General features: G+C 72.5%; 23 protein-coding genes. 5 read left to right on the plus strand and 18 right to left on the minus strand.

Translation table 11 applies throughout. The annotated features are described in order from the left end of the window. Positions 1-88 precede the first annotated feature (88 nt). The gene (locus tag O7620_RS12435) at positions 89-913 is read right to left on the minus strand and encodes a shikimate dehydrogenase (RefSeq protein WP_151487820.1); all 825 of its coding nucleotides are present in this window, start codon (positions 911-913) and stop codon (positions 89-91) included. 135 nt (positions 914-1,048) lie between these two features. On the opposite strand from O7620_RS12435, the gene O7620_RS12440 reads away from it, so the two are divergent. Next, positions 1,049-1,606: a peptidoglycan-binding domain-containing protein gene (locus tag O7620_RS12440; protein WP_278123142.1), complete on the plus strand. Its 558-nt coding sequence runs from the start codon at positions 1,049-1,051 to the stop codon at positions 1,604-1,606. Between the two features lie 88 nt (positions 1,607-1,694). Here the strand turns inward: O7620_RS12440 and mltG are convergent, their stop codons facing one another. From mltG to O7620_RS12480, 8 genes are all read right to left on the minus strand, one after another. Continuing rightward, positions 1,695-2,906 carry an endolytic transglycosylase MltG gene (gene mltG, locus O7620_RS12445; RefSeq protein ID WP_151487805.1) on the minus strand — a complete coding sequence of 404 codons (1,212 nt, stop codon included), beginning with the start codon at positions 2,904-2,906 and terminating at the stop codon, positions 1,695-1,697. After that, positions 2,903-3,364: a Holliday junction resolvase RuvX gene (gene ruvX, locus O7620_RS12450; RefSeq protein ID WP_278123143.1), complete on the minus strand. Its 462-nt coding sequence runs from the start codon at positions 3,362-3,364 to the stop codon at positions 2,903-2,905. Before ruvX ends, mltG begins: the two co-directional genes overlap by 4 nt. Positions 3,365-3,436: 72 nt before the next feature. Next, positions 3,437-6,115, minus strand: coding sequence for an alanine--tRNA ligase (alaS, locus tag O7620_RS12455; protein WP_151487807.1), 2,679 nt, complete (start codon positions 6,113-6,115; stop codon positions 3,437-3,439). Further along, positions 6,112-6,417 carry a hypothetical protein gene (locus tag O7620_RS12460; RefSeq protein WP_278123144.1) on the minus strand — a complete coding sequence of 102 codons (306 nt, stop codon included), beginning with the start codon at positions 6,415-6,417 and terminating at the stop codon, positions 6,112-6,114. Before O7620_RS12460 ends, alaS begins: the two co-directional genes overlap by 4 nt. Before the next feature lie 30 nt (positions 6,418-6,447). Then, entirely contained in the window at positions 6,448-6,912 is a 465-nt protein-coding gene (locus O7620_RS12465; protein ID WP_192580099.1) for a DUF948 domain-containing protein, read from the minus strand. A 151-nt stretch (positions 6,913-7,063) separates the two neighbouring features. Then, positions 7,064-7,741: a hypothetical protein gene (locus O7620_RS12470; RefSeq protein WP_278126979.1), complete on the minus strand. Its 678-nt coding sequence runs from the start codon at positions 7,739-7,741 to the stop codon at positions 7,064-7,066. 2,615 nt (positions 7,742-10,356) lie between these two features. Further along, a complete protein-coding gene (locus O7620_RS12475) occupies positions 10,357-11,892 on the minus strand; it encodes a replication-associated recombination protein A (protein WP_347403763.1) in 1,536 nt (511 codons plus the stop codon). Positions 11,893-11,966: 74 nt separating this feature from the next. Then, on the minus strand, positions 11,967-12,179 hold the full coding sequence (locus O7620_RS12480; protein WP_007458297.1) for a hypothetical protein: 213 nt from the start codon (positions 12,177-12,179) through the stop codon (positions 11,967-11,969). Between the two features lie 127 nt (positions 12,180-12,306). Between O7620_RS12480 and O7620_RS12485 the strand changes: the two genes are divergently transcribed. Then, positions 12,307-13,047, plus strand: coding sequence for a GNAT family N-acetyltransferase (locus tag O7620_RS12485; RefSeq protein WP_278123145.1), 741 nt, complete (start codon positions 12,307-12,309; stop codon positions 13,045-13,047). 4 nt (positions 13,048-13,051) lie between these two features. On the opposite strand, the gene O7620_RS12490 is transcribed toward O7620_RS12485, so the two are convergent. The 5 genes from O7620_RS12490 to O7620_RS12510 all read right to left on the minus strand — a co-directional run bounded on the left by O7620_RS12490 (position 13,052) and on the right by O7620_RS12510 (position 18,589). Next, entirely contained in the window at positions 13,052-14,341 is a 1,290-nt protein-coding gene (locus O7620_RS12490; protein WP_278123146.1) for an MFS transporter, read from the minus strand. A gap of 55 nt (positions 14,342-14,396) precedes the next feature. Next, positions 14,397-15,005 (minus strand): helix-turn-helix domain-containing protein, encoded by a 609-nt coding sequence (locus O7620_RS12495; RefSeq protein ID WP_151493074.1) that lies wholly within the window; start codon positions 15,003-15,005, stop codon positions 14,397-14,399. A 63-nt stretch (positions 15,006-15,068) separates the two neighbouring features. Further along, positions 15,069-15,881: a sugar nucleotide-binding protein gene (locus O7620_RS12500; protein ID WP_278123147.1), complete on the minus strand. Its 813-nt coding sequence runs from the start codon at positions 15,879-15,881 to the stop codon at positions 15,069-15,071. 104 nt (positions 15,882-15,985) lie between these two features. Then, the gene (gene aspS / locus O7620_RS12505) at positions 15,986-17,791 is read right to left on the minus strand and encodes an aspartate--tRNA ligase (protein WP_278123148.1); all 1,806 of its coding nucleotides are present in this window, start codon (positions 17,789-17,791) and stop codon (positions 15,986-15,988) included. A 135-nt stretch (positions 17,792-17,926) separates the two neighbouring features. Continuing rightward, positions 17,927-18,589, minus strand: a complete 663-nt coding sequence (locus O7620_RS12510; RefSeq protein ID WP_278123149.1) for a hypothetical protein — start codon at positions 18,587-18,589, stop codon at positions 17,927-17,929. A 405-nt stretch (positions 18,590-18,994) separates the two neighbouring features. Here O7620_RS12510 and O7620_RS12515 point away from each other — a divergent pair, with 405 nt between their 5' ends. Together O7620_RS12515 and O7620_RS12520 are read left to right on the plus strand one after the other, a co-directional pair. Continuing rightward, positions 18,995-19,588, plus strand: coding sequence for a hypothetical protein (locus tag O7620_RS12515; RefSeq protein WP_278123150.1), 594 nt, complete (start codon positions 18,995-18,997; stop codon positions 19,586-19,588). A 78-nt stretch (positions 19,589-19,666) separates the two neighbouring features. Next, entirely contained in the window at positions 19,667-20,380 is a 714-nt protein-coding gene (locus tag O7620_RS12520) for a DUF998 domain-containing protein (RefSeq protein ID WP_151493094.1), read from the plus strand. 63 nt (positions 20,381-20,443) lie between these two features. Here O7620_RS12520 and O7620_RS12525 read toward each other — a convergent pair whose 3' ends face one another. Then, positions 20,444-21,490, minus strand: coding sequence for a S1 family peptidase (locus O7620_RS12525; RefSeq protein WP_278123151.1), 1,047 nt, complete (start codon positions 21,488-21,490; stop codon positions 20,444-20,446). Positions 21,491-21,791: 301 nt separating this feature from the next. After that, complete coding sequence (locus O7620_RS12530) at positions 21,792-22,268, minus strand: helix-turn-helix domain-containing protein (RefSeq protein ID WP_278123152.1); 477 nt, start codon at positions 22,266-22,268, stop codon at positions 21,792-21,794. A 55-nt stretch (positions 22,269-22,323) separates the two neighbouring features. Here O7620_RS12530 and O7620_RS12535 point away from each other — a divergent pair, with 55 nt between their 5' ends. Beyond that, a complete protein-coding gene (locus tag O7620_RS12535) occupies positions 22,324-22,830 on the plus strand; it encodes a PaaI family thioesterase (protein WP_278123153.1) in 507 nt (168 codons plus the stop codon). Between the two features lie 111 nt (positions 22,831-22,941). Here O7620_RS12535 and O7620_RS12540 read toward each other — a convergent pair whose 3' ends face one another. Both O7620_RS12540 and hisS read right to left on the minus strand, forming a co-directional pair. Further along, complete coding sequence (locus O7620_RS12540; protein ID WP_278126981.1) at positions 22,942-23,877, minus strand: acyl-ACP desaturase; 936 nt, start codon at positions 23,875-23,877, stop codon at positions 22,942-22,944. 77 nt (positions 23,878-23,954) lie between these two features. Then, positions 23,955-25,280 (minus strand): histidine--tRNA ligase, encoded by a 1,326-nt coding sequence (hisS, locus tag O7620_RS12545; protein ID WP_278123154.1) that lies wholly within the window; start codon positions 25,278-25,280, stop codon positions 23,955-23,957. Positions 25,281-25,340: the final 60 nt, after the last annotated feature.

Consider the following 25,340-nt stretch of genomic DNA (forward strand, 5'->3'; position numbering starts at 1 on the left):
GTCTGCTGCCGTAACGCTGAGCAGCGTATCCACGACCAGGGCATGTCGTACGGACGACAGTTTCCCGTAAGCGCGTCTTAACTGTCAGCTAAGAAAGCCGCTGGTCCAGGGCGGCTCGCATGGCCTCGACGGGGGCGCGCACGCCGGTGAACTGCTCGAACTGACCGACCGCCTGGGCCAACAACAGGTCCAGTCCGGACACCACCCGCAGGCCCGCGGCGAGAGCGGACTCGGCCAGCGGCGTCGGCCACGGATCGTAGAGCGCGTCGAAGAACACCGCCCCCGTCCGCCAGGTCGCCGTGCCGGCCAGCGGATCGGCGACCCCCTTCGGCACGGTGGAGACGACCACGTCCGCAGCGGCGAGGCACCGGTGCGCGTCGGCCCAGTCGGCCGAGGTCAGCGCCACACCCACGGTGGCCGCCACCGGCCGCAGCTCGTCGACCGCCTCCGGCCGACGGGCCACCACCGTCACCGAGGAGCAGGCCAGCTGCGCGGCGGCGGCCAGCGCGGCGCGTGCCGTGCCGCCCGCGCCGAGCACCGTCAGGGCGGCACCGGACACCACCCCGGCCTCGGTGAGCACGTGCACCATGCCGGCGACGTCGGTGTTGTCCGCATACCAGGAGCCGTCCGGACGACGTACCAACGTGTTGGCCGCGCCGACGGCGGCGGCGACCGGCGACGCGGCGTCGGCGACCGCGAGCGCCGCCTCCTTGCCCGGCATGGTCACCGACAGGCCTGCCCACTCCGGGCCCAGGCCGGCGACGAGATCCGGTAGCTCCGCCGCCGCGCACTCGATCCGGGTGTACGACCAGCCGGTCAACCCGGCGGCGGCGTAGCCGGCGGTGTGGATCACCGGGGAGAGCGAGTGCGCGATGGGCTTGCCCAGCACCGCGGCCCTACGGGTCGACACGATCACCGCCGGGCGCGTCCGAGTGCTCCGCCCTGGTCCGCATCATGTGTCCCGCCCTCCCGCACGTGTCGGGTCGACCCTACCCAGCACGCCCGCCGCCGCACCACCGAAACCGGGGCTGCGGCGATCGTCGATCGCTTGACGGCCATCGACGTGAGTGAAAGCATTCCTGCGACGGTACGGCCGATCGAAAAAGGGGAAACCTTGAACAAACGCATTCTCCGCGCCCTCATCGCGATTGCCGCAGCCTTCAGTATTTCGCTGATGGTCGCCGCGCCCGCACGAGCGGACAGCGCGGCGGGCAGCTGGTCCGACAACCACCAGTTGTGCACGTCCAGTTCCTGCGTGCGGGGCGGCAACATCGTGCGGCTCTGGCAGTCCATCATCTGGGCGGACGACCTGAGCGGCACCGTCGGCACCAGCTTCATCGACGGGGAGTTCGGCTCCAACACCGCCGCGAAGACCAGGACCTGGCAGGACGTGATGAACATCGGCATCGACGGTTCGGTCGGGCCGCAGACCTGGGGCAAGGCGTACGGTGCGGTCAACCGCAACACCGGCTACGACACGAGCACCCAGACCGGGTACTTCTACTACGGCTACAACCGCACGTTCGCGTTGCGCAAGCAGAACAGCAACGGGGTCTGGACTTTCCTGAATCCCCGCACCGGCACATGGACCGGCACAAGCCACTGACAATGACACCGTAAATGGTGTTTCAGGGCTGCCGAAAAGGGCTCCCTTCCCGGCCGGGAAGGGAGCCCTTTTGGTGGCCCGCGATGCGTCAGATAATGCCGGCCTCCCGGGCCTTGGCCTCGTTACGCTGGTGCTGTTCGTAATTATCGGCGAACGCGGAGTGGCCCTGCTTGTCGATCGCCACGAAATAGAGCCACTTGCCCACCGGTGGGTTCATCGCCCCTTCCAGGGCCGGCTTACCGGGGTTGTTGATCGGGGTGGGCACCAGACCCTTGAGCTTTCGGTTGTACGGGTTCTTCGGGTCGTCCAATTCGGACGCCGTCATCTGCTTCGACGACTTGGTCGGCTTGCCGATCGACTCCAGGTAGTAGTTGACCGTGACGTCCATCTCCAGGCAGTTGCAGTTGAACTCGCCGTACACCCGGTTGTAGGCCACCCGGGCGACCTTGCCCAGGTCGTCCTTGTTGCCGGCCTCGGCCTGGGCCAGCGAGGCCACGATCAACGCCTCGTACGGGCTGACGCCGCCCCGCTCCTTCTGCACCCGGTCGGCGAACTTCATCTCACCGGTCACCGAGAGGAAGTTGTCCACCATCAGCTTGAGGATGCTCTCCGCGGTGGCCTTCGGCGGGATCTCGTACGTGTCCGGGTAGAGGAACCCCTCGACGGACTTGGCGACCTTCTTGCCGTCCTCGCGGGTGAACCACCAGTCCGGCACGCCGAGCGCCTCGGGGTCCTTCGCCGCGGTCTCGAACTCCTTGACCGGGATCTTGGTCTTGTCGGAGAGCAGCTTGTAGACGTTCTTGCTGGTGCGCCCCTCGGGGATGGTCAGCCCGTTGACGATCTTGTTCTTCAGGTCGAGCATCGCGGTGACGGCGCTCGCGCCGCTCATCTGCCTGCGCAGCTTGTAGGTGCCCGGCTGGATGTTCTTGCTGCGCGAGTTGGCCTCGGCGGCCTCGATGAACGCCTTCCGGCTCTTCACCACATCGGCGGCGACCAGCGCGTCGGCCATGTCGGCCAGCAGCGCGCCGTTCTTGATCTCGACGGTGATCTCGCCGGAGCCGGCGCCGTCGTAGTCAGGCGTGACGAAGTAGTTCTGGATCCGGTCGAAGCCGTAGAAGGCCCCGCCGCCGATGCCGCCCAGCAGGAACAGGGCCAGCAGCAACGCCAGGAAGGTCTTACCCCGGCCGCCGCCGGACCCGCCCTTGCCGTTGCGCTTGCGCTTGCGGACGAATCCTCGCCGGTGCCTGCCCTTCTCACCTCGCTCCGGCTCGTCGAACCCCAGGTCCAGATCGTCGATCATTGCGTCCGCCTCCGCTGCGCGTCCAGCCAGCTCTGCAGGATCTCCACCGCGGCCGCCTGGTCGACAACCGCACGTTGACGTTTACCTCGGACGCCACGCTCGGCAAGCCTACGAGAAGCGACCACGGTCGACATCCTCTCGTCAGTGAGCGTTACCGGGACGGGCGCTATCACATCGACCAGTCGGTCAGCGTACGCCTTCACATGGACAGCCGCCGGACCGTGCTTGCCCGCGAGATTGACCGGAAGACCGACGACAACCTCGACCGCCTCATGCTCGGCCACCAGAGCGGCCACCTCGGCGACGTCACTCGGCACCGCGTCCGGTGCCGCCGAGAGATCGCGGGCAAGCGTGACCAGCGGGGTAGCCAGGATCCCGTCCGGATCCGAACGGGAGATACCCACCCGCACCTGACCGACATCCACGCCGATGCGCACACCCCGCGTCAGTTCAGCCACCGACGGTCACCACCGAGGCCCGACGAGCCAGGGCGGACCAAACGGCCCGCCCTGGCTGACAGTGATCGTTCATCACGCCTCGGTGATCGCCTTCTCTACGGTGAGCAGCAACCTGGGCGCCTCGGCCGCGGGCAGACCGCCACCCTGGGCAAGGTCGGGACTGCCACCGCCACGCCCGGAGAACGCCGCCTTCACCAGGTCCGAGGCGGCCAGGCCCCGACCCCGGGCAGCCTGGTTGACCGCCACCACCAGCGACGCCTTGCCGTTCGCCCGCGCCGCCACCGCGACCACCGCCGGCCGCGCCGGATCGATCTTGCCGCGGATCTCCTGGGCGAGGGTCCGCACATCGTTGCCGGCCGCGCCCTCCGGCGCCTCGGTGCCCACGTACGCCACCCCGCCAACGTCCTTGGCCTGCGCCGCGAGCGCCGACGCCCCACCCAGCACCAGCTGGGCGCGCAGCTTCTCCAGTTCCTTCTCCGCGTCGCGCAGCTGGGTGACCGTCTGCTCCACCCGGTCGGCGACCTGCTCGCTGGGCACCCGGTACAGCTCGGCCAACCGGGACACCAGCAGGTGCTCACGGGCCAGGAAGCTGAAGGCGTCCATGCCGACCAGCGCCTCGACCCGCCGCACACCGGAGCCGATCGACGACTCCGAGAGGATCTTCACGAGGCCGAGCTGGGCCGAGCGGGCCACGTGCGTACCACCGCACAGCTCCCGCGCGTAGTCACCCACCTCGACGACCCGCACCTCGTCGCCGTACTTCTCGCCGAACAGCGCCATCGCCCCGATCCGCCGCGCCTCCTCCAGCGAGGTGATGAAGGCGTGCACCTCCAGGTCGGCCAGGAGCACCTCGTTGACCTGCTGCTCCACGTCGCGCAGGACGCTCGGCGACACCCCGGTCGGGGTGTTGAAGTCGAACCGCAGCCGGCCGGGCGCATTCAGCGAACCCGCCTGGGTGGCCGACTCACCGAGGAAGTTGCGCATGGTCTGGTGCACCAGGTGGGTGGCGGTGTGCGACCGCGAGATCGCCCGCCGGCGAGTGGTGTCGATCTCCGCGTAGCCGGCCTCGCCCGCGCGCACCTCGCCGCGGATCACCCGGGCCCGGTGCACGATCAGGCCGGGCACCGGCTGCTGCACGTCGAGCACCTCGACCTGACCGCCACCAACGGTGATCATGCCCTGGTCGGGCTGCTGCCCACCGCCCTCGGCGTAGAACGGGGTCGTGTCGAGCACCAGCTCGATCGTCTCGCCCTCGGTCGCCGCCTGGCGGGGGCCATCCGCGCCGAGCAGCGCCCGCACCGTCGACTCGCGCGCCACCTCGCCGTACCCGGTGAACGTCACCGGACCACCCGAGTCGAGCACCGACCGGTACGCCGACACGTCGGTGTGCCCGGTCTTACGCGCCTGCGCGTCCGCCTTCGCCCGGGTCCGCTGGTCGGCCATCAGCCGGCGGAAGCCCTCGTCGTCGACCTTGAGCCCCTGCTCCGCGGCGATCTCCAGGGTCAGGTCGATCGGGAAGCCGTACGTGTCGTGCAACTGGAACGCCTTCGCGCCGGACAGCGCCGTGCCACCCGCGGTGCGGGTCTCGGCGATCGCCGTGTCCAGGATCGTGGTGCCGGCACGCAGGGTGGACAGGAACGCCTCCTCCTCCGCGTACGCGTACTGCGAGATGCGGTCGAAGTCGGTCGCCAGCTCCGGGTACGACGGCGCCATGCAGTCCCGGGCCACCGGTAGCAGCTCGGGCAGCGCCCGATCCTGCCAGCCGAGCAGCCGGACCGACCGGATCGCCCGGCGCATGATCCGGCGCAGCACGTAGCCGCGACCCTCGTTGCTCGGGGTCACACCGTCGCCGATCAGCATCAGCGCGGTCCGCACGTGGTCCGCGATCACGCGCAGCCGCACGTCGTCCGGGTGCGACTCGCTGGCCACGTGGCCGGAGTGCGCGCCGTAGCGCTTGCCGGTCAGCTCGGCCGCGCGGTCCAGGATCGGCCGGACCTCGTCGATCTCGTAGAGGTTGTCGACGCCCTGCAGGATCGAGGCCATCCGCTCCAGGCCCATGCCGGTGTCGATGTTCTTCGCCGGCAGGTCACCCAGGATCGGGTAGTCGTCCTTGGTCGTGCCCGGGCCCCGCTCGAACTGCATGAAGACGAGGTTCCAGAACTCCATGTAGCGGTCCTCGTCGACCGCCGGGCCGCCCTCGCGGCCGTACTCCGGGCCCCGGTCGTAGAACAGCTCGGAGCACGGGCCGCACGGCCCGGGGATGCCCATCGACCAGAAGTTGTCGGCCTTGCCCCGACGGACGATGCGGTCCGCCGGCACGCCGACCGACCGCCAGATCTCGTACGCCTCGTCGTCGTCGAGGTAGACCGTCGGCCAGATGCGCTCCGGGTCCAGACCGAACCCGCCGTCGGCCTGCGACTTGGTGACCAGGTCCCACGCGAGGGGGATCGCGCCGTCCTTGAAGTAGTCACCGAAGGAGAAGTTGCCGTTCATCTGGAAGAACGTGCCGTGCCGGCTGGTCTTGCCGACCTCGTCGATGTCCGGCGTGCGGATGCACTTCTGCACGCTGACCGCCCGCCGGTACGCCGGGGCCTGCTGACCCAGGAAATAGGGGACGAACTGCACCATACCGGCGTTGACGAACAGCAGGTTCGGGTCGCTGATGGCGGGCAGCGGAGCGGACGGCACCACGGTGTGCCCATTCGCCTCGAAGTGGGCGAGGTACCGCCGCTTGATCTCCGCCGTCTTCATCGCTGGTGTTCCTCCGGAAAGATGTCTCGATCGCCGATCCGCGGGGACTCCCGCAGCTCGGCGAACTGGTCGTCGAACGCCTCGCCCTGCGCGAACGCCTGGTGGATCTCCTGCTCGCGCTCGGCCATCCCGATGCGAACGTCCTCCACGAAGCTACGCAGCGACTCGACCAGCCCGCTAGCGGATTCCGACAACGTGCTGGCGACGCCGGCCGGGGTGTACGCCTGCGCGGTCCGGGTGGCCTTGCGGACCACCACCACGCCGACGGCCAGCCCGATGCCCAGCCAGAACAACCGCCTCATGTCTCGTTACCTTCCTGGTGCGCCGGCCGGTCAGCGGTTGCCGCGCCGGGCGGCCCGCCGCTGCTGCTTGATCGTGTCGCGCACCTCGCGCTCGGTCTCGGCGTGCCGGCGACCCGCGGCGGCCTTCCGCACGCCGTAGCCGAACGCGGCCACCTTCACCAGCGGGTTCGCGGCGGCGGCGGAGACCACGGTGGCCAGGTTGGCGACGTTCGCGGTGACGTTCTGCGCGTGGCTGGTCATCGTGTCGACCTTCGCCAGCTGGAGGTTCACACCGTCGAGCGAGGTCTGCACCTGCTCCAGCGCGACGTTGACGTTCTTCACCGTGGTGTTCACGTCGCCGAGCAGCGGCGCGGTCCGATCGTTGAGGTCGTTGATCATCCGCGTGGTGGCGTCCACCGTGTGCCGCAGCCGCAGGATGGGCAGCGTCAGGATGAGCACCAACACCGCGAACGCGCTCGCCGCGATCAGCGCCGCGATCGCCAAAATGTCGCCCACGCCTGTCCTCCTCAAGCAGAGTTCCCGCAGGACCCGACGTCCCCGGAACGCACAACGGTGCTACCCACAACAGACACGCCGGCCGTCGCCGGCCAGCGGCAGCGGGCGTGCCCGCCAGCCCCAGACCCTACCGTCCGTGATGGAAACCGGCTCAGGACGGTGAGGGTGTCAGGTCGCCCAGCGGGTCACCACTGACTGTCGGGAACGGATCCTCTCCGGTCAGTGACGGATCGGTGGTCGGCTGGGGCCTGGTCCGTTCGTCGTCGATCGCGTTGCGCACCTTCACCGACACCAACGAGCCGGCGCACTCCGCCGCAGCGGCCGACGCTTCGGGAGACGGCACGATCGCCGGTTCTCCGTCGACCGGCGGCGGGACGCAGGTCGGCTCGCGCACCCACAGGTCGAGGGTCAGCTCGTCACGGCGCCAGCACGTGTAACTGCCCTTCGTCTCCTGCTCCGGGCAGCGGGCCACCTTCCACGGCTGCCAACCGTCCTGGCGCAGCGCGTCCTCGTACACCTTCGTGGTCTCCGCCGGCGACTTCTCCGAGGTGACGGTGCGCTCGCGAAGCCGGCAGTCGAGCAGGCACCAGCGGCTGCCGCTGACGTCGTCGTCGGTCTTCGCGGCAGCCCAGGCCGGCACGTTGAGCTGGTCCAGGTTGTCGAAGACCGGGTCGCGGCTCAGCGTGCGAATGCCGAAGAAGAGCGGTACCGCACCGAGCAGCACGATGCTGACCAGCGCCAGCGCCACCGCCCGCAACCGCCGTCGCTCGCGCGACTGCCGACGCTGCTCGGACCGGGCGCCGGCGGCGGGGCCGTCGTCGTCGCGGATGTCCTCGGCGGCCTGTCGCAGTGCGGGTCCGGCGGCCGGCTCGGGCCCCGGGCGGTCCACCGGCCCGGTCGGGGCGGGCACCGCGGCGGCGGCCCGGGCCACGCCGACCGGCTCTCCGGGGCGGCCGGGCGGTGGGACGGGCGCGACTCCGGTCGGTTCCGGGCGGCCGGGCTCGCGGTGCGGCGGCAGGGCGCGTCCGGCGGCACGGTCCGCCGGCGCGGGTCGAACGGCCGCGGCACCGCCACGGGCCACCGCGGGGTCACCTCCGGGCGGGCCGGTCCGATCTCCGGTTCCGGGCGGGGTCGCAGCGCCGGGCGGGATCGCAGCGCCGGGCGGGCGGACGGCGGCGCGCGCCGGGCCGTCCGGGCGCGCGCGGCCCGGCCCGTCGACGCGCGGACCGGGCGGCCCGTCGACGCGCGGACCGGGCGGCCCGTCGACGCGCGGACCGGGCGGCCCGTCGACGCGCGGACCGGGCGGCCCGTCGACGCGCGGACCGGGCGGCCCGTCGACGCGCGGACGGGCCGGGCCGTCGACGCGCGGACGGGCCGGGCCGTCCGGACCGGCGCCCGGTGGGACGGCAGCCCGCGCCGCGCCGTCGGGCCGCGCCGCGCCGCGGGCGGCGGGATCGGCGCCCGGGCCGGGTCGCGGAGGGCCGTCGGGGCCACGGTGGCCAGCGCCCGACACCGGCGCGTCACCGGGCGCCGGTCGGGCCCGGCCGGAACGGGCACCGCCCCGAGGCGGTGCGCCCGCAGCGGCGGGACCGCCGCTGGGCGCGGGTCGGCCACCACCGGCGGGACCGGTGTACGCGTCGTCGCGGTCACCCTCGCGGATGGGCCGCCCCGGGCCGGCCGGCCCGTCGGGGCCAGGCTCCGTCGGAGGGCGGCGGCGTCGGACGGTCGGGTCCGGAGCACCCCGTCGGGCGGTGGGTCGTTCGCCGGTGGTCGACGGGTAGGCCAGACCGCCGCTCGGTTGCTCCCCGGTGGGATCCGGCGCGTCGGGCCGCGCCGCCCGGCGGCCGGCGGGGGCGTCCGCGCCCGGGTCGGCCGGCGGTCGGACGGCTCGACGGCCGGGCCGCTCGGCTGCCGGGTCGGGCACGGCGAGCCGGCCAGACGTAAGGTCGGTGGGATCGCCCGTCGGTGGCATCGGGCGGCGGCCGGTGGGCTGCCCGCCGGGTGGCACGGCGGGAGTCCCGCCTCGCCGGTTGACCACCGGCAGGCCGGGGTCGGTGTGCGGCAGGCGTCCGGCCTGCCGCAGCCAGTCGGCCGGGCGCTCCGGGCGGTCCGCCCGGGGCTCACCACCGACCTGCGGACGCCGCTCCTGCTCGTCGGGGACGGCCCGGCGGCGCCCGGCGCGGTCGGCCGGGCCGACGGTGGGCGTGGCGCCGGTGTTGCCGCCGCGCGCGTCGGGCACCGGGGGTGCGTTGCCCGAACGGGGCACCACCGGCTCGGTGGGCTCGGCGGCACGGCGCCGGCCGGCGGCGGCCGGACGAGCCCGGGTGGCGGGGCCGGGACCTGCCGGCTCCGGCGCTCCGGGATCAACCGGGCCGGGGCGCCGTCGGGCGGTCCGGGGGTCGGCGTCGATGGCCGGGTCGGGTCGCAGGCCGTCGGAGACCGTCGGCACGGCACCGGCCGGTGGGGCGTCGAAGCGGGCCGGGCCGCGGGACGCGGGCGGCCCACCGGCGCGCGCCGGGTCGGTTGCCGGGCCGGCCACCCGCCCGCCGGCGGCCCGACCGCCGGCGGACACCGGACGGCTGGGCTCGGTCACTTCCGGGCCGGTCACACGACCGGCGGCGGCCCGACCTGCGGGCACCGAACGGCCCGGCTCGGTGGGCTCCGGGCCGGTCACACGACCGGCGGCGGCCCGACCTGCGGGCACCGAACGGCCCGGCTCGGTCGCTTCCGGGCCGGGACGGCCCGGTGGCACGGCATCCGGTCGGCGCAGCGGTGGCATGGCATCCGTCCGGCCGGCCGGAGCGGGGGCATCGAGGCGGCGGCCGGCCGCTGCGGGGGTGTCCGGGCGGCGTCCGGGCGGCATCGGCGCGCCGGCGGGCGGGCCGGGCGGAACCGCAGCGGGTCGACCTACGCCCGCCGGCCCACCGGACGTCGGGCGGGCGCCGGGCGGGCCGGCCGGCTCACCGGCGGCCGGACGGGCAGCGGGGGGTGGGGCGGCGGCGCGGGCACCAGCCACCGGCGGCGCGCCCCGGCGCACCTGCTTGCCCGGGGCGGGCGCTGCGGGGGTGGGCGGTCGGTCATCCGGCCTGCGGGGCGGTGGCGGGGCCTCGCCCGGCCAGGGTCCGTCCACCGGGCGCCGACCGGTGGCGCCGTCCGGCTCAATCCTGCGTACGCCGGGCGGGGTGGGCGGCGTCGGTGCGTCCGGCGGGGGCGCCGAGGCGCCACCGCGCGGGGTGGCGGCCTCCGCGGCGACACCCTCGGGACCGAGCTCCGTGCGCTGCTGCTTGGCCGAGCGCAGGTCGTCGATCCAGCCGAACTCCTCGCCCGACACCGGCTCCTCCGGCTCGGCCTCGGCTCGGCCTCGACCCCAGCGGCGGCCCTTGGGGCGGGTATCGCGCCGCTCGTCCGGGCTCTCGTCCGGGCGGTCCGCACCACGCGATTTCACTATTGACCCTCTCCTGCGGCGTTCGTGCCGCTGTCCTGCATCGTGCCGGGACCACCCGTGCCCGTCGTCGGGCGACCGTTCTCGGCAGCAGGCGCCGGCGCGGTCTGCTCCGTTACGCGCTGGTCGGCCGCCGGAGCGTCCGTACGGGTGGCCGGGGCGGGCAGCCCGCGCACGATGCGGCGCAGCAGCGGCAGCCGGGTGGCCACCGACCGCTCCGCCCCGTGCGGGCTCGGCCGGTAGTAGTCGGTGCCCACGAGATCGTCGGGAACGTACTGCTGGGTGACCACGCCACGCTGGTCGTCGTGCGGGTAGCGGTAGCCGGTCCCGTGGCCCAGCCCGCGGGCACCGGCGTAGTGCGCGTCGCGCAGGCCGCGCGGCACCGAGCCACCCCGGCCGGCCCGTACGTCGGCGATGGCGGCGCCGATGGCGGTGGTGGCCGAGTTCGACTTCGGTGCGGTGGCCAGGTGGATCACCGCCTGGGCGAGGTTGAGCTGCGCCTCGGGCAGACCCACGTACTCGACCGCGTGTGCGGCGGCGGTGGCCACGCTCAACGCGCCGGGGTCGGCCATGCCCACGTCCTCGCTGGCGAAGATCACCAGTCGGCGGGCGATGAACCGGGCGTCCTCCCCGGCGACCAGCATCCGGGCCAGCCAGTGCACCGCGGCGTCCACGTCCGAGCCACGCATGCTCTTGATGAACGCGCTGACCACGTCGTAGTGGGCGTCGCCGTCGCGGTCGTAGCGCACCGCCGCCACGTCGACGGCCTGTTCGGCGGTGGCGAGGTCGATCCGCCCGGTGCCGAGCGCCGTGGCGGAGGCGGCCGCCGCCTCCAGCGCCGTCAGCGCCTTGCGGACGTCGCCGGCGGCGAGCCGGACCAGGTGGTCCTCGGCGTCGGTGGCCAGGGTGAGGGTGCCGCCGAGGCCGCGCTCGTCGGCGACCGCGCGGCGCAGCAGACCCCGCACCGCCTCGTCGTTCAGCGGTTGCAGGGTGAGCAGCACGCACCGCGACAGCAGCGGGGAGATGACCGAGAAGTACGGGTTCTCCGTGGTGGCCGCCAGCAACGTGACCGTGCGGTCCTCGACGGCGGCGAGCAGCGAATCCTGCTGCGTCTTGCTGAAGCGGTGCACCTCGTCGATGAACAGCACGGTCTGCGGGCCGCCCGAGCGGCGTTGGCGGCGGGCCGTCTCGATGACCGCCCGGACGTCCTTGACACCGGCAGAGAGCGCCGACATGGCGACGAACCGGCGGTCGGTGGCCGCGGCGACCAGGTGCGCGATGGTGGTCTTGCCGCTGCCCGGGGGTCCCCAGAGGATGACCGACATCGGCGCGCCGCCGGAGACCAGTTGCCGCAGCGGTGCCCCGGGGGCGAGCAGGTGGTCCTGACCGACCAACTCGTCGAGGGTCGCCGGACGCATCCGGACGGGCAGGGGCGAATCATCCGCTACCGGAGTGAACCCGTCGACACCGGCGGGACCGTCGGGCGCGTTACGCGGCCCGGCGGGGGCACCGAGGGAGAAGAGGGCGTCGGACTCCATCACGAAGACAGTACCGGGCCGGGCCCACGACGCCGGAATCGCGCCGCGGGCCCGCCACCGGTGATCGGTTCCGGTCAGCCACGGCCGGGGCGACGGCCCCGGTACCAGCGGCCGCCGCCACCGCCGCGCGGGCCGCTGCCCACGCCGGCCAGGTAGAGCGAGAGCAGGAGCAGGCCGATGAGCACGAGCGTGTTCCAGTTGAACAGGTCCGGTGCGCCGAAGTCGGTGTTGAGCAGGTCGAGCAGCAGGGCAAAGCCAAAGACGATGGCCGCGAGAATGGCGAGCATGTCGGTCCTCCGGTGGGGGTTCCCAGTAGGTCGGCGCGTGATGTACCCAATCGGTCGACTCGCCAATCTCCACCGTGGATCAGGGTGCCCGCGCGGTTTCTCCGGGCCGGCTTCTAGGCTGTCCGTCATGATCATCGACGACCAGGTGCTCCACGATCGGGCCGACATCCTGGCCACCGCCGGCCACCACCCGTTCGCCCGGCACGCGCTCTGGCGCGACGCGCCGGCGCGCGGCTACCGACGCGACGGCGCGGTGCTCTGGTTGGTGCCGCCCGAGCGCGGGTCCGGCGCCGACGCGATCGGCCCCGCCGGGTCGGTGCTCGACCTCGTCGCCGCGCTGACCGCCGAGGGGGTGCTGGGGCGCGACTCCCGGCTGCACCTGCCCCGACTCGACTCCGCCCAGGTGGCCGACCGGCTGGCCGTGGCCGAGCACGTCGACTGGGACTTCCACTGGACCGTCGCGGCCCCGCCGCACCAGCCCGACGAGCAGCGGGTCGTCCGGCTCACCGAGGCCGACCACCCGGCGCTCGACGCGCTGATCGACGAGGCGTTCCCGAGCACCACGTCCCGGCCGGGCGACTCCCGGGTGGTCGACTGGTACGGCATCCGGGCCGGCGGTCGGCTGGTGGCGTGCGGCGCGGACCGCAGCCGGGGTGAGATCGGTTTTCTCGCCGGCCTGACCGTGGCTCCCGACCAGCGGGGACGCGGCCTGGGTGCCGCGCTGACCGCCGGCATGACCCGGGCGCTGCTGGCGCGGTTCGACACGGTCGGGCTCGGCGTCTACCCGGACAACGTCGGGGCGGTACGGCTCTACCGACGGCTCGGTTTCACCGACACCCACCACCTCACCTCGATCCGCCTCGCCTGAATGGTCAACGCTGCTCTGCCGGCACGGGAACCGCGGGCGGGTCGGCGGGCTCCGCGGTGACCCGGCGACCGGCGCGCCAGGCGGGCAGGTACAGCGGGGCGGCGACGGCCAGCACCACCGCGCCGACCACCATGGCCGTGGCCACGCTGGTCGCGGCGGCGAGCGCGGTCAGCACCACACTGCCGAGCGCGGCGGCCGGCTGCGCCATCATCGAGTTCAGCGACAGCACGCTGGTCCGGTACGGGCCGTCCACCTGACGGTGCAGCAGGCCACTGTGCAGCGGGTTCGACGCGCCGTGCACGGCGTAGCAGGCCAGGTACGCCACCAGCACTCCCACCGGCCCGGCGAACAGGCCCATCCCGACGACCGTCGCGCCCTGCAGGATGCGCAGCAGGGCCGCTCCCGGCGCGGCACCGGGCCAGCGCAGCAGCAGCGGGGTCAGCGCCGCGCCGGCGGCCGAGACGATCCAGGCGGCCGAGTTGGCCGGTCCGAGCAGCGCGGCGGCGCGTTCCGGGTCGCCGACCACCTCGGCGAGACGGACCGGCAGCAGCGACTCGAAGGTCACCATGCCGAAGCCCCAGAACAGCTCCACCGCCACCAGGGCCAGCAGCACCCGGGAGCGGCGCAGCAGGCCGACGGCCTGGCCGATCATCCGGGGCGCCTGCGCCACCGAGGTCCGCAGCGCCGCGATCCCGGTGGCCGGCCGTTCCTCGACCAGGAGGACGAGCAGCGCGACCAGCGCGGCCGCCTGTGCGACGATCGCGACAAGCACCGGCACGGTGAGCGCGCTGGCCGGCCCGATCGGGCCGAGCGCCACCAGGCCACCGCTGAGCAGCGCGCCGGCGCCGATGGCCCCGCCGATGACGGTGCCGGCGTACCCGAGGCCGTTCTCGTACTCGGCCTGCGGGTCGGCGGCCAGGGTCGCGTCGACGTACCAGGACTCCAGCGGGCCGCTGTCCAGCGCCCGGTAGACCCCCTGCACGGCATAGACCAGGAAGAACAGCCAGAACGAGTCGGCCACCGCGAACAGCGACAGCGAGACGAGGTTGAGCGTCCCGGCCGCGATCAGCAGGGGGCGTCGGCCGAGGGCGTCGGCGAGGCCGCCGGTCGGCAACTCCAGGGCCAGCACCAGCAGCCCCTGCGCGGTGAAGGCCAGGCCGATCTGCGGCAGCGACAGGCCGCGCTCCTGCATCAGCAGGATCATCACCGGGATCATCAACCCCGTGGGCAGCCAGCGCAGGCCGTACAGCGTGAGATAACGACGTCGGACCTGGCGGACGGTCAGGGCGCTCACCGTGCCTCCTCTGCTCGCGACTGCGGGACTCGCAGAACCGGCTCACTCCTCGCGCTCACTGGTACTCCTCCCGTAGCGGGTAGGCGGCCATGAAGACCTGCACCGGGCGGGCCTCCGGATCGGCGGAGTCGACCGGATCGGCCTCGCGGTGGTAGCGCTCCAGCACCCGCCACAACTCGGTCTTCAGCTCCTCCAACCGGGCCGGCGGGATGGTCAGAAAGATGTCACTCATGCCGAAGGCGTCCCGCCAGGCGGGGGACCATTCGTGCTGGGTGGCGAACCAGCGGTCGGCGGTGTCGACGAGAAGCCGCACCTGGTCGCCCTGGATCCACTCGATCGCGGCCCGGGCGTCCGGGTCGTCGTCGAAGTCGGTCGGTTCCCAGTTGGTGACGTCGTGCGCGGCCTGCCACCAGCGCTGGCGGCCACTGCCCCGCTCGGGGTCCTCGACGACGAGCCCGACCTCGGCGAGTTGGCGCAGGTGGTAGCTGGTCGCGCCGGTGTTGGTGCCGAGCATCTCGGCGAGCGTGGTGGCGGTGGCCGGGCCTTTCACCCGCAACGCCCCGACCAGTCGCATCCGCAGCGGGTGGGCCAGCACCCGCACCTGTCGCTTGTCGATCCGTACCTCGCGTGGCTCCGGTCGCGAAGCCACTCCGTCATCGGCCATGACATGCACACTATCTCTGCACACTTTCTATGCACAAGAGTCCTGCATAGAAAGTGTGCAGAGTCAGCCGACGAGGACCTCGCGCACTCCCCGCAGCCGGGTGCGCAGCAGGCCGGCGGCGCGCGTGGAGTCCAGCCGCACGTCCAGAGGCCGCACCAGGCCGGTCTCCGCGCTCGTGGTGGTCGTCAACCCGGCCGCGTCCAGGCCGTACCGCTCGGCGACCAGCAGGCCCAGCTCCGCCCGGCTGACCGCGTCGGGGCCGGCCACGTTGAGCAGACCGGCATACGACGAGGCGACCAGCTCCAGCACGGCGTCGGCCAGGTCGGTGACGTCGATCGGGCAGCGCAGCTCGTCGGTGAACAGGGTGGCCCGGCCGGCGAGCGCGTCCCGACAGAGCTGGATCTGCTTACTGCCCTCCCCCACGATCAGGGAGGTGCGTACCAGGGCCGCACCGGGATCGACCGCCCGGACGGCGGTCTCGGCCGCGGCCTTCGCGGCGCCGTACGCGTGCACCGGCGTGGGCGGCTCGTCATCGGCGTACGGCACCGGACGGCCGGCGTGCAGCGCGTCGCTGGACACGTGCACCAACCGGGCACCCGCCTCGGCGGCGGCGACCGCCACGTACGCGGCCCCGTCGGCGGTGACCGCCCAGTCCCCGTACCGGTAGGGGGTCCCGACCACGGCGTCCGGCCGCACCTCGGCGACCAGCGCGCGCACCGCGGCCCGGTCGGTCACGTCCAACCGCCGCGCGGAAACGCCCGGCACGGCGACCGCCCTGGAGTGGAAGGTCCCGACAACCGACCAGCCGGCGCTGACGCCCCGCCGGCAGACCTCCCGCCCGAGAAGCCCGCTACCCCCGACCACAAGAACGCGCATCCCCGCCCACTCCCCCGTCGCCGCCGCCGTTGATCATGAGGTTAACGAGCGACACGCCGCAGCGTGGGCCCGTCCACCTCATGATCAACGGCGCGAGCGGGGGGTTAGACCGGCTCTGCCACCGGGGCTGCGGGGCCGGCCGTTCCCGTGTGGGTCGTCGCGGCGGGCTTGGGCTTGGCGTCGATACCGGCCTCGGTGCGCTGCTGGGCCGTGATCGGCGTCGGGGCGCCGGTCAGCGGGTCGAACCCACCCCGGGTCTTCGGGAACGCGATGACCTCGCGGATGGAGTCGGCGCCGGCGAGCAGCATGCAGACCCGGTCCCAGCCGAAGGCGATGCCGCCGTGCGGCGGGGCGCCGTACTTGAACGCCTCCAGCAGGAAGCCGAACTTGTCCTGCGCCTCCTCCGGGGTGATGCCGAGCAGGTCGAAGACCCGCTTCTGCACGTCACCGCGGTGGATACGGATCGAACCGCCGCCGATCTCGTTGCCGTTGCAGACGATGTCGTACGCGTACGCGAGGGCCCGGTCCGGCGCCTCCTCGAACCGGTCGACCCACTCGGCGTTCGGGGAGGTGAACGGGTGGTGCACGGCCGTCCAGCCGCCCTCGTCCGTGCGCTCGAACATCGGCGCGTCGACCACCCAGCAGAACGCCCAGGCGCTCTCGTCGATCAGGCCGGCCCGCTTGGCGATCTCGATGCGGGCGGCGCCCAGCAGCTCCTGCGCCTCCCGGGTGGTGGCGCTCGCGGCGAAGAAGACCGCGTCACCGGGCTTGGCGCCGACCGCGTCGGCGAGCCCGCCCAGGTGCTCGGCGGACAGGTTCTTCGCCACCGGACCGCGCGCCTCGCCGGTCTCGGCGTCCAGCACCACGTACGCCAGGCCCCGCGCGCCGCGTGCCTTCGCCCAGTCCTGCCAGCCGTCCAGCTCCTTGCGGCTCTGCGCCGCGCCGCCCGGCATGACCACCGCGCCGACGTAGCCGCCCGCGTCGATCGCGCCGGCGAAGACCCGGAACTCGGTGCCGCGCAGGTAGTCGGTCAGCTCGGTCAGCTCGACGCCGTAGCGCAGGTCCGGCTTGTCCGAGCCGTACCGGGCCATCGCGTCGTGCCAGGTGATCCGCGGGATCGGGCGGGTGATCTCGTGCCCGGCCAGGTCCTTCCAGAGCGCCGAGACGATCGCCTCGCCGAGGTCGATCACGTCGTCCTCGGTGACGAAGGACATCTCGATGTCGAGCTGGGTGAACTCCGGCTGCCGGTCGGCGCGGAAGTCCTCGTCGCGGTAGCAGCGGGCGATCTGGTAATACCGCTCCATGCCGCCGACCATCAGCAGCTGCTTGAACAGCTGCGGCGACTGCGGCAGCGCGTACCAGCTGCCGGGCTGCAGGCGCACCGGCACCAGGAAGTCGCGGGCGCCCTCGGGCGTCGACCGGGTCAGCGTCGGCGTCTCGATCTCCAGGAAGTCCCGCTCGTGCAGCACACCCCGGGCGAGCTGGCTGGCCCGCGAGCGCAGCCGCAGCGCGTTCGCCGGGCCACTGCGCCGCAGGTCCAGGTAGCGGTACTTGAGCCGGATGTCGTCGCCGGCCTCGACCTGGTCGTCCACCGGCAACGGCAGCGGGGCCGCCTCGGAGAGCACCTCCAGCTCGGCGACGGTCACCTCGACCTCACCGGTGGGCAGCTCCGGGTTCTCGTTGCCCTCCGGCCGGCGGGTCACCTCACCGACGACCTTCACGCAGAACTCGTTGCGCAGCGCGTGCGCGTCCTCCTCGCGGAACACCACCTGGACCACACCGGAGCCGTCGCGCAGGTCGACGAAGATGACGCCGCCGTGGTCACGCCGGCGGGCGACCCACCCGGCGAGCGTCACCGTCGAGCCGGCGTCCGTCGCGCGCAAGCTGCCGGCGTCATGGGTACGGATCACGACGTACGTCTCCTCATCTGCGGTGCGGTCTGCCTCCGCATTCTGTCAGGAGTGCCGGAAACGATCCGCGCCACCCCGTCGACCCGGCCGACCGGGCCGGACGGTTCGACGGGTGGCGCGGTCGGCCGGTGGGCATCAGTCCTCGGGAATGTTCCAGGCCGTGACCCGGATGACGGTCGTCCGGTCGTTGTTGATGGTGACGACCTCCAGCAGCACCATCCGCCACCTGTCCCGCTGTTCACGCGCCGCGGCGTAGTTGGTCCTGATGCAGAGCCAGGAGCCCTTCCGAAGTGGCACCTCGGCCTCGGCGGCGACCGGAGCGGAGCGGATCGCGTTGTTGCACTCGGCGGGCTTCATTCCCGCCGTCGCTGCTTCACTGCCCTCCACGCCGTTGGCCATCCTGATGAAGGGAGCACCCGGACAGCCCGCGTTGAGGGCCAGGTCCGAGGTGTTCGCTCCCACGTTGGCCCGTGGTTCGTCGAGGTCCACCTCCATCTCCTTGAAGCAGTCCGTGGGCTTCAAGGTCAGGCTCTGGTTCTCGTACTTGGGCTCGTACACGGTCTGCTCGCTGAGTTCCGGTGGTGTCCCCGGCGAGCGCGGCGGTTCCTCCGTCGCGGTGGGCGTCTGCGGGGGGTCGGCCGCTCCGGGCGTACTGGACGGAAGAGTGCCGGGCCCGGTGCTGGTCGAGCCGGCCGGTTGCCGGGCGGAGGCGATGTCGCGGGCGGTCTGCGCCTGGTCCAGCGCCCGCCACGAGAGGGCGGCGGAGCCGAGCGCCACCAGCAGCGCCAGGGCTGCCACGGCGATCACCACGAGGCCGAGCGGGCTGCGGCTCGCGGCGGGCGGGGCCGGTGGACGGGGAGGGTCACCAGCGCCCGCGAAGGGTGGCGGCACCTCGCCGCCGTGCGGTGGTGGCGGACGAATCGGAGCGGGTTCGGGCTTTTCTGGCCGCGGATCGGGTTGGCTCACCGCAAAACCCCCTGCATCGGCAGAAGTCAACGTCGGATGAGGAGTGAATTCGTTCTTCGGTCCGGAATCGGCACGCTATCAGGAACTCGCCAGCACTCGCGGCAGAGTATTCTTCGCCGACGCGATGTGATCGGAGGGTAATTGGCGGACATGCAGGATTCCACCGAATCACCGACGTCAACGCCGGGATCCGGCCACCGCGGCGCGCGGGCGATTCTGATCCTGACGGGGATCGCGGTGGTCATAGCGGCCACGGCCCTGGCACGGGACTACTTCGGCTGGGGGTCCGGGGGCGGGACGCCGGCGGCCACGGTGACGACGAGCGCCGGCCCGGCCCGGTCTCCTCTCACCAATCCCGAGCCGGGCACGCCACCGGCCAATGGCGGATCCTCGCCGGTCCGACTGGACACCCTGGCCGTCGAGGCCGGTGCGGCGAATCTCGGAAAACTTCCCCGTCAACTGGCCGGTCAGCCCGAGTACGACCGTCCGATCGTCATCGGCTGCCCGACGAATTCCGGTGCCGACAAGCAGCGCGACGTCACATTCCGAGTGCAACGCCGATACCTTGATCTGACGTCCACCGTACGGCCGTTCTTTTCCTCGCCGGACGACCGCGACGGCGTCGTCTTCGTCTCCGCGCAGGTGGCGATCCGCCAGAAGGACGGGACGGTGACCCGGGTGACGCGGGGGCAGCAGTTCGAGGCACGCATGGACAGCCCACAGGACCTCGTGGCGGACATCGAGGGGGCGGACGAGTTGACGCTGCGAGTCCAGTGCCAGTATCCGGGCGGCTCGGTCATCCTCACCGCCGCCACGGTCAGCGCGGGCTGATCGCAGGGCAAGGCGCGCGGCCCGGCCGGTCGGGGCGAATCCGATTCAGCCGGCTGTCTCGCCGGTTAACGTGGCGAAATGCGCGCCGTACCGAACTGGGCCGTCGCCACGGCGGCGGCCGCACCCGTGCTGCTGGTGGCCGGTTCGACGGTTGCGCAGGCGCGGCAGCCCGCCGGGTACGACCCGATCCGGGACACCATCAGCGAGCTGGCCGGGCAGGACGCCACCGACGCCTGGATCATGGTCGGGGCCCTGGTGCTGCTCGGCTGCTGCTATCTCTCGGTAGCCGCCGTACTGCACGCGGCCGGGCTGCCCAGCCGGTTCCTGCTCGCGGTCGGTGGCGTGGCCACCATCGCGCTGGTCGCCTTTCCCCGCCCGCCGGTTGGTGGTTCGCTCAGCCACGGCATCGCGGCGACGGTGGCCGTTCTCGCCCTGGCGTTGTGGCCGGCCGGCTCGGCGCTGCGGCTGCCACGCGGTCCGGACGCCGCACACCCGAGGCTCGCGCGGCCGCCGTGGGCGTTCCGCCGGTCCGTGGGGTTGAGCGCCACGGTGCTGCTGCTGGCCCTCTTCGGCTGGTGCGCCTTCGAGGTGACCAGCGGATCCCGCACGGGGTTGGCCGAGCGGGTGACGGCGGTGGCGGTGTCACTCTGGCCGCTGCTCGCGGTCCTGTCCGCCCGGCGGGCGCACCTGGCGTGGGCCACCGGTGGCGCCACCTCCGTCGGTCCCGCTCTGCCGGGTGTCGTACCCCCGGATCCCCTGCGACCAGCGCAGGGGCCGGATCGCCTCGCGTGAGGCGGGCCGCACGCGCGACGCGGGCCGCCGGAGTGTTCCGGCGGCCCGCGTGCGGTGCGTCGATCAGAAGACGCTGACGCCGTAGACGCTCAGCGCCTCGGTGACCGGCTGGAAGTACGTCGTGCCACCGGTGCGGCAGTTGCCGCTACCACCGGAGGTCATGCCGAGTGCGGTGCTGCCGGCGAACAGCGAGCCGCCGCTGTCGCCCGGCTCGGCGCAGACGTTGGTGCGGATGAGGCCGGAGACCGAGCCCTCGGCGTAGTTGACCGTGGCGTTGGTCGCGTTGACCGAGCCACTGCGCAGGCCGGTGGTGCTGCCGGAGCGCTGCACGGACTGGCCGACCGAGGCGTTGCCGGCGCCGGTGATGTCCCGGTAGCTGCCGTTGTAGAGGTAGACGTTGCCGGCGGCGTTGGCCGAGTTGCTGTGCCGCACGATGCCGTAGTCGTTGCCCGGGAAGCTGGTGCCGGCACGGGTGCCGAGCAGCGAGGTCTGGGCGGAGTTCGAGTACCAGCTCGACGAGATGTTGGTGCAGTGCCCGGCGGTCACGAAGTAGTAGGTGCTGCCGCTGCGCACGTTGAAGCCGAGCGAGCAGCGCCCGCCGCCGCCGGCGTAGATGGCCTGGCCACCGGAGATGCGGGTGCTCAGCACGCCGGCCTCGGCCTCGACCCGGACCGCGCCGTTGGCCCGCGCGGCGGCGGCCTTGACCCGCTCCAGCTTGGCGCCGGTGACGGTGCTGTCGACGGAGACGACGACCTGGTTGGTGACCGGGTCGCTCCACCAGGCGGTGCCCGGAATCTTGGCGGAACGCTCCAGCTCGGCGGTCGCCCGGTTGAGCTCGGCGGCGCCGCGGGTGACGTACCGGACGGTGGCGCCGGCGTTGCTGGCCTTACGGGCGGCGGCCGCGTCGGTCACGGTGACGACGGACTTGCCGCTGGCGTCGATGTACGAGCCGGCGGACCGGTCGCCGAGCTGAGCGGAGAGGGCGGCGGCGGCGTCGGGCGACGCGTCGGGGGCGGCCTGGGCGGGTGCGCCGATGAGCGTGCCGACGACCAGACTTCCGGTCACGGCGACGGTGGCCGCAACGCGGAACGTGGACCTCGTGGGTCGCATGTAACAAACCTCCTGGGCGGGGGAGACGGGTCTGGCCGGGGGTGGCTGACCCGAGGGCAACCCGGCCGATCTGGGGAAACCGGCCGAATGAACTGAAGTATTCACATGCTTAAGATCATTGACAAGACTTGGATTCGCCCGGATTCACCGATCTTCACCGGTCACATCGCCGCAACACCGTTGACACGCCTGCCGACACCAGCCGTCACACCGAACCGTCGCCATATCCGTTTCGGACACGCACGGCCGTCGATGTCTGCGGTGAGGGTCGCGCGGACGCGCGGACGCGCGGGTGACCGACTCAGGGGGTACGACGGTGCGCGCCGGGGCCCGGACGGGGCAGCACGTCGCGGGGCTCGGCGACCTCATGACCGTCGGCGCAGCGCAGCTCGACGCGTACCTCCGCGCCACAGTCACGGTGCCCCACGCTCAACGGAGAGCCCTCCGGGTCGGCGAGGTACCGGTCACCCCACCCGAGCACGGCGACCAGCACCGGCCACAGGTCCAGGCCCTTCTCGGTCAGCCGGTACTCGTGGCGCAGCCGACTACCCGGCTCCCGGTAGGGCTCGCGACGTAGCACACCCTGCTCGACGAGAGCGGCCAGCCGGTTGGTCAGCACCTGACGGGGGATGCCGGTACGCACCCGCATGTCGTCGAAGCGCCGTACGCCGTTGAACACCTCGCGGAGCACCACCAGCGTCCACCGCTCGCCGAGGATCGCCATCGCTCGCGCGATGGTGCAGTTGTCCACCGACCAGTCCAGTGCCGCGGGTCTCATCCGACCAGGCTAAGTCTCATTGACAGACTCAGCAACGGGCTGCCACGCTGCGTCCATGACACAGACGCAGGAGCCGGCGCGCAGCCGTACCTTCACCTGGTCGGACCCGGCGGCCAACGCGGCCCAGGTCGGCCGGCGCAGTGGCATCGACATGCTCCGTGCGATGATCGCCGGCGAGCTGGCCGCGCCACCGGTGATGCACCTGATCGACATGGCGCGGATGGAGGCCGACGAGGGGCGGGTCGCCGTCGAGCTGGTCCCGCAGGAGTTCCACTACAACCCGCTCGGCACCGTCCACGGTGGCGTCATCTCGACGCTGCTGGACACCGCCGCCGGCTGCGCCGTGCACACCACGCTGCCCGCCGGCGTCGGCTACACGTCGCTGGACCTGAACGTGAAGTTCCTCCGCCCGGTCACCGTGGACAGCGGCGTCCTGCGCTGCGAGGGCACCGTGCTGCAGAGCGGCCGCCGCACCGCCCTGGCCGAAGCCCGCCTGACCGACGCGACCAACCGCCTGATAGCCCACGCCACAAGCACCTGCCTCCTGTTTCCCCTACCCTAACCCCGACCCACGGGGTTGATCATGAGGTTGACGGGCGATTCGATGATCGAACGACCCGTCAACCTCATGATCAACGAGGACAGGGGTGGGGTGGGGTGGGGGCAGCGGTGGTTAGCGGAGGGCTAGGCGGGCTGCTCTCGCGTCGCGCTTCTCCTCGAAGCGGCGGGCTGCGCTCTCCAGGCTCTCCAGCTGGGTGGCCAGCTGTTCGCGGGCGAGTTCGCCGTCGGCGTTCAGGCCGGTCACGTTGAACACGTCCCACTGGCGCAGCACCGGCTGGAGCACCTCGTCGCGGTGCTGGCGCAGGTCGTAGATGCCGGCCAGGGCGATCGCCACCGACTTGCGGGCGAAGCCGTCGATGCCGTTGCCCGGCATCTGGAAGTCGGCCACCACGTCGGCGACGGCTCGCATGGCCTGGCTCGGGGCCAGCTCGAAGGCGGCGGCGAGCAGATTGCGGTAGAAGACCATGTGCAGGTTCTCGTCGGCGGCGACGCGGGCCAGCAGCGCCTCGCAGACCGGGTCGCCGGTGGCCTTGCCGGTGTTGCGGTGCGAGATCCGGGTGGCCAGCTCCTGGAACGAGACGTACGCCAGCGAGTGCAGCACCTCGTCGTCGTGCACGTTGACGTAGCCGGCGGACATGTGCGTCATCCGGGCGCGCTCCAGCGCCACCGGGTCGACCGCCCGGCTGACCGTCAGGTAGTCGCGGATCGCGACACCGTGCCGGCCCTCCTCCGCGGTCCACCGGTGCACCCACGTGCCCCAGGCGCCGTCGCGGCCGAACAGGGTCGCGATCTCGTGGTGGTACGAGGGCAGGTTGTCCTCGGTGAGCAGGTTGACGATCAGCGCGGTACGGGCGACGTCGGGGATGGTGGAGTCGGTCGGCGACCACGCCTCGCCGCCGAGCGGCCCGTCGAAGGTGCGGCCCTCGCTCCACGGCACGTACTCGTGCGGGAACCACTCCTTGGCCAGCGAGAGGTGGCGGTCCAGGTTGCGGGCGACCACCGGCTCCAACTCGACGAGCAGGGCGGTCTGGCTCAGCGTGGTGCTCATGGTCACGAGAAACTCCCTACGGTGGCGTAACTTACGCAACCGTAGGTCCCCGCAGCCGTACGCGCCAGTAGTGACGCTCAGCTGACCGTCGGCGTGAGGTCCTCCCGAGGCGGCATCCACTCCCCCGCAGCGGCCGTGACCTGCTCTCCGGACCGGATGTCCTTCACCTCGTCGGCCGCGCCGTCGGCACCCGGGAACCACACGTACGGGATGCCCCGTCGCTCCGCGTAGCGGATCTGCTTGCCGAACTTCGCCGCGCTGGGCGACACCTCGGTCGGCACTCCGCGACGTCGCAGCGCCTCGGCCACCCGGTTGCTGGCGCCACGGTGCTCCTCGTCGGTCACCGCGACCAGCACGGCGGTGGGCACCGAACGGGAGACCGACAACTCGCCCGCGCCGAAGAGCAGGCCGAGCAGCCGGGTCACGCCGATCGAGATCCCCACTCCGGGGTACGAGGTGGTGCCGGCGCTGGCCAGGTTGTCGTACCGGCCGCCGGAGCAGATCGACCCGAACCGCTCGTAACCGCGCAGCTGGGTCTCGTAGACGGTGCCGGTGTAGTAATCCAGGCCGCGGGCGATGCGCAGGTCCGCCACGCACAGGCCGGGCGAGTGCTCGGCGGCGGTCTGGACCACCCGGACCAGCTCGTCGATACCCTCGTCGAGCAGCGGGTCGGTGACCCCCAGCGCGCGTACGGCGTCGGCGAACGAGGCGTCCGGCGCGGAGATCTCGGCCAGCGCCAGGCACGCCTTGGCCTGCGCCTCGCTCGCCCCGGCGGTCTGGGCCAGCAACTCGGCCACCTTCGCCGGACCGATCTTGTCGAGCTTGTCCACGGCCCGCAGCGCCGCCTCCGGGTCGGTCAACCCGATGCCCCGGTAGAACCCCTCGCAGATTTTGCGGTTGTTGACCTGGATCGTCACCGGCGGGATCGGCAGCGAGCGCAGCGCGTCGCCGATGACCAGCGGCATCTCCGCCTCGTGGTGCGGAGCCAGGGTGTCCCGGTCGACGATGTCGATGTCGGCCTGGACGAACTCCCGGTAGCGCCCCTCCTGCGGCCGCTCCCCCCGCCACACCTTCTGGATCTGGTAGCGCCGGAACGGAAAGGCCAGCTTGCCGGCGTTCTCCAGCACGTACCGGGCGAACGGCACGGTCAGGTCGAAGTGCAGGCCCAGCTGGTCGTCGCCGGCACTGTCGGCGTCGGCGTGCAGCCGCCGGATCACGTAGACCTCCTTCGAGGTCTCCCCCTTGCGCAGGAGCTGGTCGAGGGGCTCCACCGCGCGGGTCTCCAGCGGGGCGAAGCCGTACAGCTCGAAGGTGGCCCGGATCTTGTCGAGCACGTACTGCTCGACCATCCGTTGGCCGGGGGTCCACTCCGGGAAACCGGAGATGGGCGTGGGCTTGCTCATCGTCGTACTCCTTGCGGTCCCGCGCCCGCGGCGCGGTGGTGTCGTGGGTCCGCGCGCGGC

Origin of the sequence: Micromonospora sp. WMMD710, assembly GCF_029626045.1 — a bacterium.
Taxonomy (GTDB): Bacteria; Actinomycetota; Actinomycetes; order Mycobacteriales; family Micromonosporaceae; genus Micromonospora.

Bases quoted from the DNA above. Each gene is read 5' to 3' on its own strand.
- mltG (WP_151487805.1), bottom strand. From the start codon at position 2,906: ATGATCGACGATCTGGACCTGGGGTTCGACGAGCCGGAGCGAGGTGAG.
- alaS (WP_151487807.1), bottom strand. From the start codon at position 6,115: ATGAAGACGGCGGAGATCAAGCGGCGGTACCTCGCCCACTTCGAGGCG.
- O7620_RS12460 (WP_278123144.1), bottom strand. From the start codon at position 6,417: ATGAGGCGGTTGTTCTGGCTGGGCATCGGGCTGGCCGTCGGCGTGGTG.
- O7620_RS12475 (WP_347403763.1), bottom strand. From the start codon at position 11,892: ATGGAGTCCGACGCCCTCTTCTCCCTCGGTGCCCCCGCCGGGCCGCGT.
- O7620_RS12480 (WP_007458297.1), bottom strand. From the start codon at position 12,179: ATGCTCGCCATTCTCGCGGCCATCGTCTTTGGCTTTGCCCTGCTGCTC.
- O7620_RS12485 (WP_278123145.1), top strand. From the start codon at position 12,307: ATGATCATCGACGACCAGGTGCTCCACGATCGGGCCGACATCCTGGCC.
- O7620_RS12495 (WP_151493074.1), bottom strand. From the start codon at position 15,005: ATGGCCGATGACGGAGTGGCTTCGCGACCGGAGCCACGCGAGGTACGG.
- O7620_RS12500 (WP_278123147.1), bottom strand. From the start codon at position 15,881: ATGCGCGTTCTTGTGGTCGGGGGTAGCGGGCTTCTCGGGCGGGAGGTC.
- O7620_RS12520 (WP_151493094.1), top strand. From the start codon at position 19,667: ATGCGCGCCGTACCGAACTGGGCCGTCGCCACGGCGGCGGCCGCACCC.
- O7620_RS12525 (WP_278123151.1), bottom strand. From the start codon at position 21,490: ATGCGACCCACGAGGTCCACGTTCCGCGTTGCGGCCACCGTCGCCGTG.
- O7620_RS12530 (WP_278123152.1), bottom strand. From the start codon at position 22,268: ATGAGACCCGCGGCACTGGACTGGTCGGTGGACAACTGCACCATCGCG.
- O7620_RS12535 (WP_278123153.1), top strand. From the start codon at position 22,324: ATGACACAGACGCAGGAGCCGGCGCGCAGCCGTACCTTCACCTGGTCG.
- O7620_RS12540 (WP_278126981.1), bottom strand. From the start codon at position 23,877: ATGAGCACCACGCTGAGCCAGACCGCCCTGCTCGTCGAGTTGGAGCCG.
- hisS (WP_278123154.1), bottom strand. From the start codon at position 25,280: ATGAGCAAGCCCACGCCCATCTCCGGTTTCCCGGAGTGGACCCCCGGC.